The following is a 19,854-nucleotide window of genomic DNA, read 5'->3' as shown; positions in this document are numbered from 1 at the left end:
GACAACAAACACCCGGTATCCTTTGTATATATTTGTATACAAATTCCGAATATGTCTATAACAAAAGAATCTGAGCTGGCCGGGATGAAAAAGGTAAGTGAGGCCGTTGCCCACACCCTGAAGGAAATGCGGGACTATGCTCAACCGGGGATGACAACAAAACAATTAGACAACTATGGTGCAAAGATCCTCAGGGATTTTGGGGCAAGATCTGCGCCTTATGCTACGTATGGTTTCCCGGGCTGGACCTGTATAAGTGTGAACAATGAATTTTGTCACGGGGTTCCGTCAGACAAAAGAATACTGAAAGAAGGCGATCTGATTAATATTGATGTTTCAGCCGAGCTGAACGGCTTTTGGTCAGACAATGGCAACTCGTTTGTATTGGGGGAAGACCTTAACCATCATCAGCAACTCGTTGATGCTTCAAAAGCCATCCTGCATAAAGCGATCTATAACATTAAAGGCGGTGTTCGCATTTCAGATATTGGTGAATTGATTGAAACGGAGGCGAAGAAGCGGGGTTTTAAAGTAATTAAAAACTTAACCGGACATGGTGTGGGCAGAAGCCTTCACGAAGAACCCAGCGAAATAGCCAATTTCAAAGACCCGCACAACCTGTCAAGATTTAAGAAGAATGGGGTTGTTGCCATTGAAACATTTATTTCAACCACCTCCACTTTTGCTGAAACCCTCCCCGATGGCTGGACGATGGTTGGCAATAAAGGAGGCTTTATGGCGCAACATGAACATACGATTGTAGTAACGGAAGATAAACCTATTATACTGACGGAAATGAACGGTGTCTGGAACTAATAAAAAAAGCCCTCCCGATGAATCGGGAGGGCTCTTCTTGTTTCTCCACCCCATGAGGGGCAGCTAGTTTTTACTTTCATCGGCAACGGCATCTTCCCAGTTATCCCACTTAGGAGCGCCGGCATCATACCCATCATACCCAAAATTCTGACTTAATTGTCCTTTGTTATTGGCAGTAATGGCTGCATATGGAATGGGCCAGTACATATTCTTTTTATCCATAGTATAGTTGGGACTGCTATTACCTGTTGAATTGATCTGGACAGGGCCTTTATTATACAGGCTGTAATGATTAATTCGTTGATACCAGTAGCTTCCACCGGAAGGGCCGGTGCCAGCCTGTTTATCAAAATCATTCAGATTATATACATTACCCCATTCATCTGGTTTGCCGCTCCGGGCCAAACACAGCGATACGCGTTTCAATTCTACATTCCGCCATTCTTCCCAGTACAATTCCCGGGCACGCTCGTTCATAATATCGCCGATAGTAACAGTTCCCTGGTATAACTGGGTGCATTTGGCTCTTTGCCGCACGGCATTCAGATCGTCTTTAATAGTTACATCATTCGGGTCCAGATAATATTTTGCTTCAGCCCGCAACAGATAGGTTTCCGCCAACCGGTAGAGATACCAGTCTGCAATACCGCCATTGGTAGCACCCCTGAGGCCATCGGAACCTGAAATATTGGCTTCATTTACGGGATCATCCAGGAAGAGCTTATAATGCGGCACATCGAACCAGCGGCGAATGGTATCGCTGCACAGCAGGGCGCCATTATTGGGATTGAACAGGGTGACCGGTTTGCCGAATTCTGAAGAAGCCTTGTTGTTAACCTTGTAATCTTCCATGCGGATCCAGTTGCCTACCGTTGAACTATGCCGCAAATCGTCTGCATCCATAACACCATTTACACTCCATAGTGCGTTGGTAGAAAAATTCGTAGGCCGGAAGGTGGCAATACCACGGCCGAACGCCCGCATATAATCATACCTGGAATTATAATTAGGGTCGTTGCGTCTTATGTTCAGCAAGGCCTGCTTCCCATCTTTTGTTTGAATGCGGGTGTCAAAAACAAATGGATACAGGATGCGCATGGTGAGCATTTGAATAAACGACTCCGCATCGGAACCCCTGTTTGGCATGCCCATAATAACCTCGCGGTTGGCAGCGATGAGTTTATTTTCAGGCCGGTGCAGGTCCCAGATCACATTGCGCGTAATTGGCCAGGTTAGTGGCTCGCCGCCATCGTTGAAGGTGCCAAAGTTATTTTGCATCAGTGAATAACCCGACTGGTTGATCAGGATATCTGTTTGCTCTTTTGCTTTAGCATATTCCCCTATCGCCAGGTAACATTTGGCCAGCAACATACGGCACGCGCCCTTATTTACCATTCCTATAGCCGACATATCTTTTTGTTCGGGTACCCACTGTACCGCTAACTCCATATCCTTTGTGATCATTTGCAGGACAGCATCCCGCTTTGTACTCCGGTAGTTTTGCTTTGGCACTTCCAGGATCTTTGTCACCAATGGGATATCGCCATATTCAAATACCAGGGCCATATACCGGAAAGCGCGATGAAAATAAGCCCGGCCTTTATACATATTTTTAGTAGCCTGGTCAAGTGTTTCTACTTTATCAACAAACTGTATAATGTTGTTGGCATACATAATGCCCTTATAGGTTTCCTCCCACAGGTACCAGATGCTGTTTGTTCTGTCGAGGTTCTGATAAACCGTTTCACTGGTTGGGGTAAGCATATTGGCTACATCGCACAATAGGCTTCGTTTATCGGTGGCGCTGGCAACCATCAGTTCAGAAAAAATGTATTCCGTTCCCAGCGTAAGCATTTCGGTATGATCGGTGGCCCAGTATGCTTTCAGGTGACGGTCGCATAATGCCATAGCCGACATCAGCCCTGCTTCGGTACTGAACGTTTCCGTAGGTTCATAAAACGACAGTGGATCAGGTTTTAAAAACTTCTTGGAACAACTGCTTATACATACTATTCCAACAAAAAATAAAGCGAAGCAACTAATTACACTATTCAGTCTTTTATATTTTGGTTGCATATTTTTCCCGCTAATAGATTAGAAAATTAAGTTCACACCCAGGTTATACACCCGCGATGCCCAATCCCATGTTTCGGCATCACCGTATTTCCAGTCTTTCGACCACCAGGCACGTACATTACGCATAGTGCCATATACTTTCACGCGGTTCAATGTCAGTTTGGAAGTCCATTTTTTGGGCAGGGTGTAACCAACTGAAAAGTTGTCGAGGCGAACAAAGGAACGGTTATACAACATTTGCGCACCGGAGGCGCCGGTAGGGCCTTTGGCTTCAATGCGCCCATATTTGCTGGTGGGATGTTCAGGCGTCCAGTATTCTTTTGCGGGCACATCCTGTAAAGCGTAAGTCATGCGTCCACCCACATCATCTGTATTTAAATAGTCGTCGAACAACCCTTTATACCCCAGGTAAGAGTAGATGTTGAATGAAACACTGAGATCGTTAAATAATACAAATTCATTGCGTAACGACCAATGCCAGGGCGGTGAGGTTTCTCCTAAAAATTCCTTGTCTTTATCGTTATAAACATGGGTAACAGTACCATTGGCATTTTTCACATCATCGGCCGTATAGTTGTTGGCTACTTTTGGATCGCCGGGCGACTGGCCATATTCTGCCGCTTCCTTCACCTCGTTAGCCTGCCAGATGCCGGTAACCCGGTAGTCCCAGATAGCTCCGATGGATTTTCCAATAAACCACTTGTTGGTGATATCATCTTTTTCCTTTGAACCTATTACATTCCCGTTTGCATCCACAACATCTGTACGGTCGTAATACAAATGCACTATGCGGTTTCTATTGTACGATAATCCGAACGTGGTGTTCCATTGAAATTTTGCATTACGGATGTTCACCGTATTCAGGGCTAATTCCATCCCGTTGTTGTTAACCTGCCCCAGGTTGGTTGTAATAGAAGCAAAGCCGGTAAAACTCGGCAGCAGCTGCCGCATGATCATATCGTGCGTTTGCATGGTATAATACTCTATCGATCCGTTGATGCGATTGTTGAGGAAACCAAAATCGAATCCTACGTTCCAGGCAGTGGTTTTCTCCCATTGCAGGTTAGGATTGGCTAACCGGTCGGCATATAAATACCGGTATAAAAGCAATTGTCCGGCAGAGTTCAGATATCCCTGCATTTTACCCGCGCCTTCTGACAGGTTCGACAACGCCACATACGGATCGTTCAACGAGCGGTTACCATTTTTTCCGTAGGAAACACGCAGTTTACCATTTGACATCACATCGTTCCATTTGAAAAACTTTTCGTTGGTAAACGTCCAGGCCAGTGCCAGCGAAGGAAACACTGCATAAGGATTGGATGTTCCGAATGCAGAGTAGCCATCTCTACGGATAGAGGTGGTGAGCATGTAGCGGTTGTCGTAAGAATAAAACAGGCGTCCCAGCAAAGCATCTGCCGACTGGTGCGCATCGTTGGTTAAGTAAGTGCTGTTTTCCTTACTACCATTCTTGGTATTATGAAACCCTAATGCATCTGAAGGCAGGATATTCCGGGCCTCGATGCGGTCCTGCCAGTACTTGCGGTCTTCTGCTTCCTGTACCAGGGTAACCATTATGTGATGGGCTTTACCAAAACGCTGGTCCCATGTAATGGTGTTGTTAAGAGACCAGTCGAAGCGTTTGGATTGCTCGCGGTTGGCGCCCCGGGTTTTAGGATCGGAGCCTGGCAGTTCTGCCGACATAAAATAACGGTCGTAGAAGAACTGATAACGGGGAGAAGCATTGAAAGAGTAAGTAATATTGAATGGCAGCTTTACTTTACCGTTCACAATCGTATTCAGCACCGTATACCCTTTTTCAAGATCCAGGTATTGCCGCTGAAAATCATAATTATAACCTCGCTGGCTGTACTCCGAGCTCAGCGGATATTGTACCGGGTTACCGCTCGCATCCCCATAATCTGCATACGGACTATTCCGCATTTGCTGGTCCATATCTATATCCACATTGCCATCAGAGCGGTCTTGAAAATTCACGTTAGCCCCCAGATCCAACCATTTGTTTACTTTTGCATCTACTTTCAGGTTGGAGCGTACAGCCCGGTAATTGTCGCTTCTTACTGCACCCTGGTTTTTCAAATAGCCCATTGACAAATAGTAATTAACCCTGTCACCTGCCCCACTTACGCTGGCATTGAAGTCGGTATTAATACCTGTTCTGAAAGTATGATCGGCCCAGTTTACCGTTTTGCCATCCAGCAAATTCTGCAAGGCATTGCCGGTAAAGCCTAACCGTTTTGCCCAGATGCTTTGATCACTTTCGTTTGCCTGGTTAACGGTGTAACCCCGCCATTGGTCCAGCGTAACATTGTCCGGAAATTGATCTGCTTTCTTAAAATAGCCGGGCTTGCTGGCAAAGGTGCCTGTTTGATAGGCCTCGTAAGCACCGGTTTGCGGATTCACGCCATAGGTGTTTTTTGTATACCAGTCCTGGCGGTGTTGTAAATAAGCTTCGGGCGTGAATCTTTTGCGGTAATCAGCTACGGTGGTAGCACCGTAGTTCATGGTCATATTAATAACAGGCTTGCCAGGCTTACCTTTTTTAGTAGCAATGAGGATCACACCACTGGCGGCTTTTGCGCCATACACAGCAGCGGCCGAGGCATCTTTCAGGATGTCGATCTGTTCAATATCATCAGGGTTGATCTCAGAAAGCTCGCCATAAAAGATCATTCCGTCCAGCACGATCAACGGGTTGTTGTGCCCGCCATCATCATACACAGAGCGACGGCCACGGATCTCGAGGTTACCTCCGCCCTTGGCAGAAGGATCATAACCAACCCGCAAACCGGGCGTACCGCGTAAGATATCCTGAACCGTTTTGGGATTTTCGTTGGCGATATTATCAGGACGCACCTGGATAATGGAACCGGTAAGGTCTTTCTTCTTCATGGTGCCATAACCAACCACCACCACATCATCTAAACCGGTAGCAGCGGGTTGTAAGATAATGAATACTGACTTGTTTCCATTTACTGCCACTTCGCGGCTAACAAAACTTACATGGGAGATCTTTAAAATGGCGCCGTTGCCCATCATTACGCTGAAAGCGCCTTTTGCGTCGGTCTTTACACTTGTGCTTGTTCCCTTAACAGCTACTGTAACATCGGGCAATCCGTTACCCAGTGAGTCGGTAACCTTTCCCGTTACAGGACCCTGCGCGTAAGCGCAAAATGAGAACAGCATCAGCAACAATAACCAGGCATTGGCCCGCCTCATTGTTTTAAAATGTTTTTCCATAATGGTCAATCGTTTTGGTTTGAATACAATCGTTTGAAGGCTTACAATTTCTTCACTGTAAAAAAAAAGAACATCCTGCGGATGTTCTGTTCAAACTCTTGTCGATTCATTCCAAAATGCGCCATCACGCTTACTTTTCAAGCAGTGCATCAACACACCAAAGGTATGGCGCCTGCCCGTGATAATCGCCTTTGCTGCGCGGCCGGTCGTAATAATATTGTTTGTCGTTCTTTTTATTGGTTCCCACACACACTTCCGAAACAGCGCCTTTGTCATCGATATATGGCACCATTGCCATCCAGGCCTTGCGGGCTACAGGGGCGTATTCTTTTGCATCCAGCCATTTTTTCTTTACCCCGGTGATCATGGCATAGGTAAACATGGCCGAGCCGGAAGTTTCTGCCCAGGCGTCTTTTTCGTCGATCAACTGGTTCCACATACCGGCAGGCGTTTGAAACTCCTTTAAGCTTTTCATCATCGTTTGATAACCCTGCATAATTCGCGCCCGGTATTGATTGTTCACAGGCAGATTGCGCAACAGTTCCGTCATGCCTGCAGCCATCCAGCCATTACCACGCCCCCAATAAAACGGCACATCGGGGGCATGATAAAACAGGCCGTTGGGCCGTTGCAATTCATCCAGGTACATGACCATTTCCCTGGCTGCGCGGTCAAGGTATTTTATATCGCGGGTTGCTTTATAAGCCTGGGTTTGTACAATGGTAATCATATACATATCATCGATCCACAAGCGTGTTTCCCAGGAGTAGCCTTTTTCGGCCCAGGCTTTTTGCTCCGGGGTAGCGTTTTCGGGAACCTCCCATTGCGTATCGGCATAAGGCAGTCCCAGCTCCAGGTACTTTTTATCTCTTGTTACCTGGTACAACTCCAGCGGCAGGCTGCCAAACATGTTCAGGTCCACATGGTTTTTAATGGGCAGCAGGGCGCTTTCTATGGTGAACAATGGCTGGAATTTTTGTTCCAGGGAATCAAGCAGTTTTTTATCGTTGCTTAATGCGGCATACTTCAACGAGCCATTCCAATAGAATGTTTCCGGGTAACTGATCCATTTACCTGCATGCAGCGCATGTTTGGCATTTATAAAACGATAGCCTATCAATTTACCAACTTCCAGCGGCGTATAGCCTTTGGGAAATTTTGTGAGACTGCTTTCCTGGGCTACCAACCACTGAAAAGACAACAACAAAAAAAATGTAAATACCTGTTTATACATGCGCATTAATTTTTAAATCGAAAGGCCCATACTTCTGCCAACCCGGGTTGTTTCTGCGTATCATAACCTGATACGGGAACCAGTTTAAAATACCTGCATTGTTTACGTGCCGGCAAGGGCACATACTGTTTTAACAGATCGATATTATTAAGGGTAAACACACCAAGACTCTCCCAGCTGCTGTTATCATTGCTTACCTGTATTTCGAGTTCTTTTATTTTACGATCACCTGATTTTTGCGAAATGATAAATCCATCTACTTTATTCGTGTCGCCCATATCTGCCGAGATCCAGTGATTGGGATAGTCAGTGGGATCGGTTGAATACCGGGTAATCCAGTACGTGGAGAGGGTATCATCTATCAGTCGGATGGCGAGGCGGCTGTTGTTGGTTTCTTCGGAACTGAAGCCGGCAACAGACCAGTTGGCTTTGGGATATATCAACCGCACGGTTTCCCCTGCCGGGCGTTTCAGCGGTTGGTTGATCGGCACCGGTTCGCCAAAATTGGGCGTACCATCTGCATTCCAGTTGAACTTTTGTATGCGTGGATTGCGGCCATTGTTATCGCCACCATTGGGCAGGTTTCTTGCGTGATAGATGAGCCAGTCTTCTGTACCATCGGGCGATTTAAAGAAGCCATTATGTCCGGTACCGTAAGCGCCGCTTGCCGCCTTCATGGAGAAAACGGGTGTGTTTTTTTTTGTCCAGTCGGCAGCGTTCAAAGGGTCGCCGTTTTCTTTTAGCGAAAGCATGCCCAGGCAATATCCATCCACCCAATAACCGCTGCCCGAATAAACAACAAATACCCGGCCCTGCGCATTGATGAGCGTTTCCGGTCCTTCGTTGATGGCGTTTCCTTTTTTCTCCCAATCATAGGTAGGCGTAGATATCATTACCTTATCGCCGGAGATTGTCCAGGGATCGCTCATTTTTGCAATATAAATACTTTGCGGCGCCGCACCGGCATTGCCGCCCGACCATAACATATACAACTGCCCGTTGTAATTTAAGATGGTGCCATCAATAGCCCACTGGTTGGTTGCGTCGGCTACCTTTCCTTTAAACTCCCAGGTACCTTCTACCGGTGTAGGTGAAGCATTCTCCACCACATACATGCGGTGATTGGCATTTGATCCATCGTCGGCGGCAAAATAAAAATACCATTTACCATTTATGTAATGCAGTTCGGGCGCCCACACATTTTTTGAATACGCGGTACCGATGGGTGGTGTCCACACTTCGTACCGGCGTGCAGAGGCGAGTTCCGACATGTTCTTAGTTTCCAGGATCACCAGTTTGCTTCCCTGCGTGTAGGTATAGTAATAGGCGCCGTTTTTTTGTACCACCCAGGGATCGGCGCCTCCTGTTAAAACGGGGTTGGTAAAGGTGCTGTCAACAATCAGGTGGGAGAGATCTTCCATCGGCCCAACCGGGTCGCCAGGAAATCCTATTCTATGGCAGGCGTTCAACAGCAAAACACCGCCAAGCAGCAAGGCATTCATGATTAACTGTTTCATATATTGGTTTGATTAGTCGCTTTAATCAATAGCCAATTGACAAGGCTTCACGATTTCGGAACTACTTTGTTTCCGGAACTCCCAGAATTTTTAGATTATTGTTTATTGTCAATTGCCTATTGCCTGTTGGTTCATTGACCAGTATAAAGTTTTTAAAGAACGCTGCTTTTTCTATGGGGCCTTTAGACACCAATCCAATCCGCACGGCCCTGTCCCACGGCGGCAAGTATGAAATATCAGCAGCAATGGTATTCAGCAAATTAAATGTTGTACCCTCTCCACTATATGTAAACGTGACCTGGGTATTATTTTTTACCTGAGCCCTGATGGTAAGATCTGAATAATGTGTAAGCTTTTCTTCAGCAAGCACCTGTACCTCCCCTTTTTTTACCTGTATCAGCCGGATCATATTACTGTCAACCGCCGCATATAAAATGTTTTTATCATCCCCTATCAACGCAAGCCCCGCTTGCGCCGTAGAACCTTTCTGTACGGTAACTTCCGCAGAATAATTATCAGCTAAAACAGACTGGCCAATATAGGCGCCTGGTGCAGGCAATGCAGCTAGCTTCAAGGTATTGTTTGCCATGCTGTATTGCACGTGTTGAAAAATGCTCCAATGCCAGTTGTCGGCTAATGTTTGACTGGAAAAATGCTCCTCAATTTTTTCTGTAGCTGTAAGTTTACCGTAGTTATTACCATTTAAAAACCGTACCCAGCCATCGGGCGTAAATTCAAATTCATTTAACAGGCCCTGTCTTCCGCCATATGCCCCGGTGATTGTGCTATAAGCATGGTAAAGAAAATAGTGCCTGCCATCCTTCTCCACCGTTGTTCCGTGGCCCGGACATTTCCACTCAGCACTGGCCGACATTACCGGATTTCCCGGATATTTTTCCCAGGGACCTAACAGGTTTTTAGCCCTGGCAATACCGGTTCCATAAGTACACGATTTACCACAGCAGGCAGCTGCGGCATAAAACGCATAATAGTAATCGTTCTGCTTTATAATAGAAACGCCTTCTACCAATCCTTTTTCCCAGGACGCATCTCCACGAAAAAGCTCCTGCTTCTCCCCTACCAACGCCGTTCTATCCTCCTTCATTTCTGCAGCCCAGATGGGCGTAGGTTTGCCAACACTGTTACCATCTTCTTTCCAGATCAGGTAGAGTTTTCCATGCTCATCGCGCATGGGAAATGGATCTATTGATCCATCATCCTGGCACATCAGCGGGCCAAGGTCTGTATAAGGGCCGTCAGGTTTATCAGCTACAGCTGCAGCCACACAAAGGTTTCCACCCTTTTTATGACCGGTATAATACAGGTACACTTTGCCATTATCGTAGGAAATTTCAGGGGCCCACAGGTAATAGTCGGCCCAGGCAGGCATTTTTGTAAACACATGACCAGCGGGTTTCCAGTTCACCAGATCATTGGAACGGTATAAAGGAAAGGCGGGAAACCAGTTGGAAGTAGTGCCGACACTCCAGTATTCATTACCAATTTTAACAACCGAGGGATCGGGATGATCCCCCGGTAATACCAACTGCTGGGAATTACTACTGAAAACACAGAAACTAAATAACAATGACAAAAACAATCGCATGACCGAAATAAATAAACCCGGCCCAAATTCCCTGTTCAACATTTTGTCGAATCGTTCCAAACCCTCCGGTTATAACCTCCATTTTCTATATATTTGAATCAGGGATTATGCGCTTGCTGTACTACATCACTTCATTGATATCATCATTGCTGCTTGCCGCGTCCGCATCCTTTGGCCAGTATTACTTTAAACAATACCAGGTGGATGATGGACTGGCGCACAATGCTGTAACGGCTATTATCCAGGATAGCAAAGGTCTCATCTGGATAGGCACCCGCGACGGCATCAACCGTTTTGATGGCTATGCTTTCAAAACCTGCGAAAACAAAAAAGACAAATTTGGAAGGATAGGAAATAATGTAATAAACACGATTGCTGAAGATAAGAACGGCATGATCTGGGTGGGTACAGGTAAGGGCCTTTTTAAATATGACCCGTATAAAGAACTCTTTTTTGAAATTGACGCAGCTCCAAAGGAATACAGCAATAACCTTATTATAGATGAAAAGAACAATTTGTGGTTCCTGGTAAATTTCTCCCTCTGCAAATACATGCCTGCCGAAAACAGGTTTGAAGATCTTAAAACGCCCGCTTCCTGTATTGCCCTGGACACTGATAAGAATTTGTGGATGGGTGATAATGATGGCAACATCAGTATTTACAATTCGGCAACAAACAGCACTAAGTTCAGGATCGTTAATGAAAGCTTGCCTGCCAATGCCCGATCGGTAAGCAAAATATATCCCATCAATAATCACGAATTACTCATCGGCTGTTTTAAACAGGGATTAAAAAGCTACAATACGCAAACCGGCGAAGTGAGGTCCTTATCGCTGCGCTCCGACAATAGCGACATCTACGTTCGTGATATTGCCCCCGACAATGACGGGCAATACTGGATCGCCACCGAATCGGGCATTTATATTTATGATCTGATTAACCATGCAAGCAGAAACATTAAAAAACAAACCGGTACTCCTTACGCGCTTTCGGATAATGCGGTTTATACTATTTGCCGGGATAACCGGGGCGGCATATGGGCCGGCACTTATTTTGGCGGTGTAAACTATTGCTCCAAAGACAATTCCAGGTTTGAAAAGTATTACCCCAAACCAGGGGTCAATTCTATCTCAGGCGAAGCGGTGCGGGAAATATGCGCAGACAACAACCATAATTTATGGATCGGCACCGAAGATGCAGGGTTGAATAAACTGGATCTAAGAACCGGTGAGTTTACCAACTACACCGCAACGGGAAAAAAGGGTTCGATTTCCTACCCCAATATTCATGGCTTACTGGCATGGGATAACCAGTTATTTATCGGTCCGTTTTTGCAGGGCCTGGAAATAATGGACCTGCGTACCGGGGCCATTACGGACAGGTTTAAACTCATAGGCAGTAAGAACGATCAGTCAAGTGATTTTGTAATTGCCATCTACCGCACAAAAAACAATAAGTTATTGGTTGGTACTGCATATCACAGCTCGGGCTTGTTTGAGTACGACACCCGGCATAAAACCTTCAGACGCATTCCCGAGATCCCATACAACTCTTACGTGTTTGATATTTTTGAAGATTCAAAAGGAAATATCTGGACAGGCAGCGTAACGCAGGGCGCCTTTTATTATAATCAGGCAACGGGGCAGCATGGCAACTTCCGGTTTGGCGATACCGTTAACGGACATATTGCCAATGAATTTGCTGTATATAATATTTTTGAAGACAGCGATCATGCCTTGTGGTTTGCCACTACCGGCGGCGGGTTAATAAAATTAAGCGCCGACTGGAAAAGCACAAAGCGATACACTACCGAAAACGGATTGCCCACCAATGTGCTGTACAGTATTCTGGAAGATGATTCCCGGCATTTGTGGATCAGCTCACTCAAAGGGCTTATCCGTTTTAATATTGCCACCGAAGCAATTAAAGTGTATACAAGGGCAAACGGATTGATAACCGATCAATTCAATTATAATTCGGCCTACAAACATACTGATGGGAAAATGTATTTTGGCTCCGTAAAGGGAATGATCGCTTTCGATCCGGCTTCCTTCGACCAGCAGGAACCCAGTCCGCCTACGTATATAACCGGGTTCCAGCTTAATAATAAAGAAGTAATTCCTACCGCAGACAAGAGCCCCCTTAATAAATCAATTCTGTACACCGATACGATTGTGTTGGATTATAACCAGAATAATTTCAGTATTGAATTTGCCGCGTTAAATTTTTCGGCGCCCGAAGTAACCCGGTATAAATATGTAATGAAGGGGCTCGACAAATCGTGGACCTATCTCAGCACGAACCGTAAAGCCTACTTCACCGATCTGAGTCAGGGGAATTATGAATTTATTGTTCAGGCTGAAAGCAACATAGGAAGCTGGGTAGGCAAGGAACGCAAGCTGTTTATCAAAATAAGGCCACCCTTCTGGAAAAGTACCGCGGCTTATATTTTATATGCATTGCTATTGGCGACAGCCATCTACCTGGCTACCCGTTTATATCGTCAAAACCTCGAAAAAAAGAACCTGCGCAAACTGCAATTGTTTGAACACGAAAAAGAAAAGGAGATCTACCAGGCTAAAATTGAGTTCTTCACCAATATCACCCACGAAATACAAACCCCGCTTACCCTGATTGCCGGACCTATAGAATGGCTGCGGAAAAAATTTGGTAAGGACCCTGAAATAAATAAAAGCCTCACGATAGCAGAAAAAAATGCTAAACGCCTGGTGGAATTAACCAGCCAGCTGCTCGATTTCAGAAAAACCGAGGCCAGCCAGTTTAGCCTGAACTTCGTAAAAACAGATCTTGTTGCGCTCCTCGCTGACCTGGTGAATGGCTTTAAAGCACCCGCCGCTGCCAATAATATAACCCTGGACCTGGAATTGCCAGTCAATAATTTTATGGCTTTTGTTGACCGGGAAGCATTTATTAAAATAGGTACGAACCTGGTATCGAATGCGGTTAAATATGCGGCCACCAGCGCTACCGTACGAATAGCTGCAATAGAACATTCAGCCGAATACTTTACCATCAATTTTATCAATGATGGCAAAGGCATTCCAGAAGAATTCAGGCATCAAATATTTGAACCATTTGTAAGAATACGCGGAAACAGTAAGCCGGGAACCGGCATTGGACTTCCGATTGCCAGATCGCTTACCGAACTGCATAATGGATCATTACAACTGATCTCAGGCGAAACCGATTTAATTAATTTTGAATTGCGGATGCCTGTGCACCAAAAATTTGAATTTCAATTAAGCAGCTGGAAAAAGATTGAGTAAAATGACAGACAGTATCCTTATTATTGATGACAATGAAGATATGCTGGAGTTCTTATCGGTAGTTTTAGGCGATACGTATACCCTGCATCCTGCCCTGAACGGAGAAATCGCCCAGACTATTTTAGATAACGAAGTGATCAATCTGATCATCTCCGATATTATGATGCCGGGTATCGACGGGTTTGAATTGTGCCGTAAGATCAAAAGCAATGTGGAATACTGTCATATTCCCATCATCCTGCTCACTTCCAAGAACACCTATAAAGCGCACATTGAAGGATTGGAAGTTGGGGCAGACGCCTACATCCAAAAACCATTCTCCTCAGAATTATTGCAGGTGCAGATTGCCAACCTGTTGAAGAACCGCCGTAAAATAAAAGATCATTTTGCCACTTCACCCTTTGATGATGTGGGTGTAATGGCGCATTCAAAAACCGATGAAGCCTGGCTGAAAAAACTCGATGACTATATCAGGGGAAATATCAAAGACCCTAACATTGATATAGACACACTTGCGGAACATATGTTTATGAGCCGCACCACCTTTTACCGGAAAATAAAATCGCTTTCGTCCTTATCGCCCAAAGAACTGATAGATATAACCCGGTTGAAAAAAGCCGCCAGCTTGATTGCTGAGAATGAATTCAGCTTATACGAGATCTCTAAACTGGTGGGCTATAGCTCGCAAAGTTTGTTTAGCCGTAACTTTCAGAAGTATTTCAAGATGTCGCCGGGGGCCTATTTTCAGTCGTTGCCAAGGAAATAAATTACCAATAACATAAACAGACCTATTCATGAAAAAATCAAGAAGAAAATTTATAAAAGAAATCGGCATGGGATCGGCCGGGATCGCTATTGGCGGCCTGGGTTTCAGCGCGAAAAGTTATGCCAACATTGTAGGGGCTAATGAAAGGCTCCGGGTAGCTGTGATAGGTACCAATGGCCGGGGCCTGGCTCATATTGGCGCTTTTAGTAAGCTGGATAATGTGGAGCTTGCTTTTGTGTGTGATGTCGACGATAAAGCGCTTGCAAAGGGCCTCGACTTTGCAGAAAAGAGAACAGGAAAGAAGCCAGGTGCCAGCAAAGACTTCCGTACCATACTTGGCAATAAAGATGTAGACGCCATTTCAATTGCCACGCCCGATCACTGGCATGCACCCGCCACCATTCTTGCATGTAAAGCAGGCAAACACGTATATGTGGAGAAGCCGCTCAGCCATAATCCGCACGAAGGAGAACTGGCTGTTCAGGCTGCCAGAAAATACAACCGGATTGTACAAATGGGTAGTCAGCGCCGTTCGTGGCCGGTATTAACCGAAGGGATAAAAGCATTACAAAGTGGCGTCATAGGCAAAGTACATCTGGCCAAAGCCTGGTACACCAATACCCGGGAAAGCATTGGCACCGGACAACTGGTACCCGTACCTGCGGGGCTCGATTATGAGTTGTGGCAGGGCCCCGCGCCGCGTAAACCATACCGCAGTAACCTGATCCATTACAACTGGCACTGGTTCTGGCATTGGGGCACCGGCGAAGCCCTGAATAATGGTACGCATGAAATAGATGTGATCCGGTGGGGCCTTGGTATTGATTATCCGCTGCGCGTTAACTCAGTAGGCGGCCGGTATTATTTTAAAGACGATTGGGAAACACCCGATACCCAGATCATTACCTACGACTGCCCTAATGGGACCTCGGTAATATGGGAAGGCAGAAGTTGCAGTGGCCGCTATGTGGAAGGCGAAGACCGGGGTGTTATTTTTTACGGCGAAGATGGAACCATGAACACCGGCGGCAACAGTTATACCATTTACGACAAAAAGAATAAAGTGGTAAAGGAAGTAAAATCGAATATCGAAATTGACGGCCGCAATACCTCCAGCCCCAGTGAAGGATTGGATATAGTGCATTTTGCCAACTTCCTCGATTCAATTAAAAACAATAAGCTGCCCAATGCCGATGTGGAAACCGGCTACAAGAGCACGTTATGGGTACAATTAGGAAATATTGCTCAACGTGTTGGACATACCCTGAATATTGATCAAAGTAATGGTCATATCATCAACGACACCAAAGCCATGCAGCTCTGGACGCGGGCGTATGAGAAAGGCTGGGAACCTACACTCTAAACTCCAGCCTGTATTTACCAGAAGTATTTACCAGGTAAGGCCTCCATTCCCGGAGGCTATTTTTTATTTTAGTGGGTAAAATATCAGACAACTAACTCCATTTTTCACCAAGCACAAAAGATACCATATAATACACATCATCCGGCATTACCGGCTTGCTCATAAAATGTGCAGCCCCCAGCCCTTTTAACCTGGCAGATTCCTTTTCATCCCTGGAAGTGGTATAAATGATCACAGGAATAGAAGCAAGCCGCGTATCTTTTTTAATTTCTACCAGGCATTGCTCTCCGCTCAGGCCTGGCATTCTCAAATCCAGGAAAATAAAATCCGGCAAGGCATTATCACCGTTATTCAAATACAACAGCGCTTCCCGCGCATTGGCCGCACCAACATATTTAATTGTGTTATCGTATTCTTCAGTGGCCTCAAAAAACAATTGCCTGTCATCTTCATCGTCATCAATTAGCAAAATAGTCATAGTCATTCGTTTATAGAAAATGAAAAATGATTCTTCATTCCTTGGGAAGAAGGACATGAAATTCCGTTCCTACCCCTTCTTTTGAGTGTACATAAATTTCACCTTTATGATTTAATACGATCTTTTTACATAAAGCCAGGCCGATACCGGTACCTTCAAAACGGTCCTTGGCATTCAATCGCTGGAAGATCTGAAAGATCTGTTCACTAAATTCTTCATCGATGCCTATTCCGTTATCAGAAAAAATAATTTCCCAATAAGCGGAAGCACTATTGAGCGTTGGATGCGTTAGCAATTCATCAGGCATAAGCATTCTGCAGGAAATATGGATCACCGGCGTTACATCCGGCCTGGAAAATTTTATTGCATTTCCCAGCAGATTGTAAAAAAGCTGGTTCATTTGCAATGGCACTGCTTTAATAACCGGAAGCTCATCCTGTGTTATAACAACCTTTTTCTGCTCAATCAGCATATCAAAATCTTTCCTTACACTTTGCAGAATAACGTTCAGATCTACCTGTTCAAAAACACTGGAGTCCAATACCTTTGAAAAATTCAGCACATCCCGGATCAACCCCGACATCCGCTGGGCCGCCACGTTGATCTTTCCGATCAGTTCCCTGGCATCTCCCATTAATTCTTTGCCATGCCGCTCATTCAGGAGGGCCGAGAAAGTCCGGATCTTTCGCAAGGGTTCCTGCAAATCATGGGAAGCAATTGTTGCAAATTGTTCCAGGCTCTCATTAGATTGCTTAAGCAATGTATTAGATTCTTTAAGCGAAAGCGTGCGTTCTTCTACTTTAGATTCCAGCTCACGCGAAAAGTTAATCAAACCACTTTCCCGGTTCCTGGTGTCTGTGATATCTTCAAAAGCCAGTAAGATCAACAATTCGTCATTGTCTTTGCTGGCGATCCGGCAGGCATTTAACAACAATATCCTTTCACCAATGTCTTCAAATCTTTGTTTGATCTCTACATCAGCAATATGGCCATCAATCAACAAACTATTTTCGAGGGTCGATCTAAGGGCAGGAATATCCCATAAACCGTTCCTCAACTGATATATAGATTTTCCTTCCGTTTCTTCTTCCGATGTTTTGAACTTTTTATAGTAGGCCTGATTAGCCGTTCTCACCCTCATGTCCTTATCCAGCACAATAATTGGCTCCCGGATGGTAGCAATGATGGATTCAGCGAACAAGCGGGCGATATTCAATTGCTCGTTCCGGTCTAACAATTCCTGGTTCAGGGTAGTCAGCTCTTCATTGGTGCTTTGAATTTCTTCTTTCGATGTTTCCAGTTCTTCATTCAGGCTTTGCAACTCTTCGCTACCCGACAATAATTCTTCATTGGCACTTTGCAGTTCCTCATTGACCGCTTCCTGGTCTTCCGTAATGCTTCTTATATCCTCACGCAACTGGGCCAGCTCCCTTTCCAGTTGACTGTTCCGTTGGCTTTCAGCTAACTCTTTACTCAGGGCTTCTTTGGTTAAACCTTCCAGGTTTTCGCCTGTCAGGTTTGCCATTGTATCTTCAAAAAGCACCAGGTAATAGTGTTCTATGGTATTCAACAACGGGATAACCTCAATGGTTACCAATTGCTGCTGTTTGCCGGGAGATACAAGAGAGATGCCCTTTTTCTCCACCGGTTTGTTATCCATTTTTGCCTTATGTAAGGCATTCCGCAGTTCAAAGGCCAGGCCCGGCTTAACCATTTTCAATACGTTCAGGCTCGCTTTCCCCGGAGATGGCTCCAACCAGGCACCAGCCCCCCCTCCTCTGAACTGAACAATATCCATTTCTTCATTTACCACTACCCCGGAAGGGGAAAATTTTGCGAGGATCACCTCATCGGCACTCCGCTGAAAATCATCGCGTCCCGGTTCCTTTTTTACCACGTCTCCATTATTTTTCGAAACATATTCCGTTTTACCGGCAGTAAGGTGTAAAAACTTACCGGGAACGCTTTTTCTTGTATAGATCTTTTCACTTTTGCCATAGGTTGCAAATAACTCTGCGGCAGGTGCTGTGGTCTCGGAATTGCCCAATAATAAATATCCATGCTCATTCAGCGCGTAGTGAAAGGTAGTGAGCGCCCTCTTTTGGAGGAATGTTTCCATATAGATCAGTACATTCCGGCAACTGATCAGGCTCATTTTTGCAAAGGGTGGGTCTTTTAAAAAGTTGTGGCAGGCAAATACACACATATCCCTGATTTGTTTATTGACATGATAGCCGCCATTTACTTTAGTAAAATACTTCTCTACCTGCAGCGCGCTTAACCCGATCATTTCTTTTTTTGAATAGATGCCGGTACGGGCTTTTGCTATCGATCTTTCCGAAATATCCGTGGCAAAGATCTGAACCTTATAGTCAACTATCCTTTCTCTTAAATATTCGCTCAGGCATATGGCAATTGAATAAGGCTCTTCCCCGGTTGAACAACCTGCTATCCAGATGCGCAACGGATTAACTTCATCCTTATCCTTTAAGATATTGGGGAATACGGATTCAGAAAGTGCTGCAAAGGCTTTGGGATCGCGGAAAAAACCTGTTACGGGGATTAGGAGATCCTGATAGAGAAGATCCTGTTCTACCACATTTTCCCTGAAATAGGTGAGGTAATCAGTTATATTTTCAATCTTGTTCAGGCCCATCCTGCGAACGATGCGTCTGCGAATGGTAGTTTGTTTATAATAGGTAAAATCATTTCCTTTCCTTACACGAAGGAGCGCAATTATTTGACGGAAAGCCTCTTCCCTGGCCGATTTCCCTTCCTCTATCTCCGATTCCAGGCCATTTCTGAAGATCTCCGAGATCCTGGCCAGTTGCAAAGGGATCTCTTCGGGCGTAAGGATAAAATCCACTACTTCCGCATCGATAGCGCTTTGCGGCATACCGGGAAAGGCATTCGATTGTGGTTCCTGGGCGAAAGTAAAGCCTCCATGCTCCTTGATCGCCTTCAGGCCCAGTGTCCCATCAGTGCCGGTACCGGACAAAACCACCCCGATCGCGTGGCTTTGGTGAACCTCGGACAACGAGTTGAAAAACACATCTATGGGCATATTTTTCTCCCCTTTGGGGCCCCGGGGACTTAATTCAAGACGGCCATCATTTGCGGTCAGTAATTTATTCGATGGGATCACATATACCCGGTTAGGCTGAACCCGCACATTATTGGTGACCTCCAGCACAGGTATTGAGGTGATCTTTTGTAGTATTTCCACCAGCATACTATCATGGGATGGCTCCAGGTGCTGTACTAAAATATAAGCCACGCCGGCATTTTCGGGAATGGCCTTGATCAGTCTTTTAAATGCCTCTAGGCCTCCTGCAGAAGCCCCCACGCCAACCACAGGAAAAAGATTATCAGAACGTTCCTTGTTTTTATCTTTATTGTGCATTTCCGACATGATCAGGGAAAATTATGTTCAAAAAATCTTTTCAAGGT

Annotated in this window: 11 protein-coding genes; 4 read left to right on the top strand and 7 right to left on the bottom strand. The window is 45.4% G+C overall.

Going from position 1 to position 19,854, the window contains the following annotated elements; genetic code table 11:
- Nucleotides 1-51 precede the first annotated feature (51 nt).
- Nucleotides 52-816 carry a type I methionyl aminopeptidase gene (map, locus tag NIAKO_RS00200; RefSeq protein ID WP_014216357.1) on the top strand — a complete coding sequence of 255 codons (765 nt, stop codon included), beginning with the start codon at nt 52-54 and terminating at the stop codon, nt 814-816.
- Between the two features lie 63 nt (nt 817-879).
- Here the strand turns inward: map and NIAKO_RS00195 are convergent, their stop codons facing one another.
- The 5 genes from NIAKO_RS00195 to NIAKO_RS00175 form a co-directional block, all read right to left on the bottom strand.
- Nucleotides 880-2,892 (bottom strand): RagB/SusD family nutrient uptake outer membrane protein, encoded by a 2,013-nt coding sequence (locus NIAKO_RS00195; protein WP_014216356.1) that lies wholly within the window; start codon nt 2,890-2,892, stop codon nt 880-882.
- A gap of 18 nt (nt 2,893-2,910) precedes the next feature.
- On the bottom strand, nt 2,911-6,153 hold the full coding sequence (locus NIAKO_RS00190; protein WP_014216355.1) for a SusC/RagA family TonB-linked outer membrane protein: 3,243 nt from the start codon (nt 6,151-6,153) through the stop codon (nt 2,911-2,913).
- A gap of 130 nt (nt 6,154-6,283) precedes the next feature.
- Entirely contained in the window at nt 6,284-7,387 is a 1,104-nt protein-coding gene (locus NIAKO_RS00185) for a glycoside hydrolase family 88/105 protein (protein WP_041347729.1), read from the bottom strand.
- Nucleotides 7,388-7,392: 5 nt separating this feature from the next.
- On the bottom strand, nt 7,393-8,904 hold the full coding sequence (locus NIAKO_RS00180) for a family 43 glycosylhydrolase (protein WP_014216353.1): 1,512 nt from the start codon (nt 8,902-8,904) through the stop codon (nt 7,393-7,395).
- A gap of 61 nt (nt 8,905-8,965) precedes the next feature.
- Entirely contained in the window at nt 8,966-10,570 is a 1,605-nt protein-coding gene (locus NIAKO_RS00175; RefSeq protein WP_014216352.1) for a family 43 glycosylhydrolase, read from the bottom strand.
- Nucleotides 10,571-10,617: 47 nt separating this feature from the next.
- On the opposite strand from NIAKO_RS00175, the gene NIAKO_RS00170 reads away from it, so the two are divergent.
- Genes NIAKO_RS00170 through NIAKO_RS00160 form a run of 3 tightly spaced genes read left to right on the top strand, consistent with a single transcriptional unit; the run spans nt 10,618 to nt 15,926 of the window.
- A complete protein-coding gene (locus NIAKO_RS00170; protein WP_014216351.1) occupies nt 10,618-13,797 on the top strand; it encodes a ligand-binding sensor domain-containing protein in 3,180 nt (1,059 codons plus the stop codon).
- Nucleotide 13,798: 1 nt separating this feature from the next.
- Entirely contained in the window at nt 13,799-14,563 is a 765-nt protein-coding gene (locus tag NIAKO_RS00165) for a response regulator transcription factor (RefSeq protein WP_014216350.1), read from the top strand.
- Between the two features lie 28 nt (nt 14,564-14,591).
- Nucleotides 14,592-15,926 (top strand): Gfo/Idh/MocA family protein, encoded by a 1,335-nt coding sequence (locus NIAKO_RS00160; RefSeq protein ID WP_014216349.1) that lies wholly within the window; start codon nt 14,592-14,594, stop codon nt 15,924-15,926.
- A gap of 91 nt (nt 15,927-16,017) precedes the next feature.
- Here the strand turns inward: NIAKO_RS00160 and NIAKO_RS00155 are convergent, their stop codons facing one another.
- Both NIAKO_RS00155 and NIAKO_RS00150 read right to left on the bottom strand, forming a co-directional pair.
- Nucleotides 16,018-16,404: a response regulator gene (locus NIAKO_RS00155; protein WP_014216348.1), complete on the bottom strand. Its 387-nt coding sequence runs from the start codon at nt 16,402-16,404 to the stop codon at nt 16,018-16,020.
- Between the two features lie 34 nt (nt 16,405-16,438).
- Entirely contained in the window at nt 16,439-19,816 is a 3,378-nt protein-coding gene (locus tag NIAKO_RS00150; protein ID WP_014216347.1) for a chemotaxis protein CheB, read from the bottom strand.
- Nucleotides 19,817-19,854: the final 38 nt, after the last annotated feature.

It is taken from the genome of Niastella koreensis GR20-10 (assembly GCF_000246855.1).
In the GTDB taxonomy this organism is placed as follows: domain Bacteria; phylum Bacteroidota; class Bacteroidia; order Chitinophagales; family Chitinophagaceae; genus Niastella; species Niastella koreensis.
Note: the sequence above shows the minus strand (reverse complement) of the source record. Positions and strands in the feature narration are given on the sequence as shown.

Coding starts and splice junctions, on each gene's coding strand:
- NIAKO_RS00150 (WP_014216347.1), bottom strand. CDS start 19,816: ATGTCGGAAATGCACAATAAAGATAAAAACAAGGAACGTTCTGATAAT.
- NIAKO_RS00170 (WP_014216351.1), top strand. CDS start 10,618: ATGCGCTTGCTGTACTACATCACTTCATTGATATCATCATTGCTGCTT.
- NIAKO_RS00190 (WP_014216355.1), bottom strand. CDS start 6,153: ATGGAAAAACATTTTAAAACAATGAGGCGGGCCAATGCCTGGTTATTG.
- NIAKO_RS00180 (WP_014216353.1), bottom strand. CDS start 8,904: ATGAAACAGTTAATCATGAATGCCTTGCTGCTTGGCGGTGTTTTGCTG.
- NIAKO_RS00185 (WP_041347729.1), bottom strand. CDS start 7,387: ATGTATAAACAGGTATTTACATTTTTTTTGTTGTTGTCTTTTCAGTGG.
- NIAKO_RS00155 (WP_014216348.1), bottom strand. CDS start 16,404: ATGACTATTTTGCTAATTGATGACGATGAAGATGACAGGCAATTGTTT.
- map (WP_014216357.1), top strand. CDS start 52: ATGTCTATAACAAAAGAATCTGAGCTGGCCGGGATGAAAAAGGTAAGT.
- NIAKO_RS00165 (WP_014216350.1), top strand. CDS start 13,799: ATGACAGACAGTATCCTTATTATTGATGACAATGAAGATATGCTGGAG.
- NIAKO_RS00160 (WP_014216349.1), top strand. CDS start 14,592: ATGAAAAAATCAAGAAGAAAATTTATAAAAGAAATCGGCATGGGATCG.
- NIAKO_RS00195 (WP_014216356.1), bottom strand. CDS start 2,892: ATGCAACCAAAATATAAAAGACTGAATAGTGTAATTAGTTGCTTCGCT.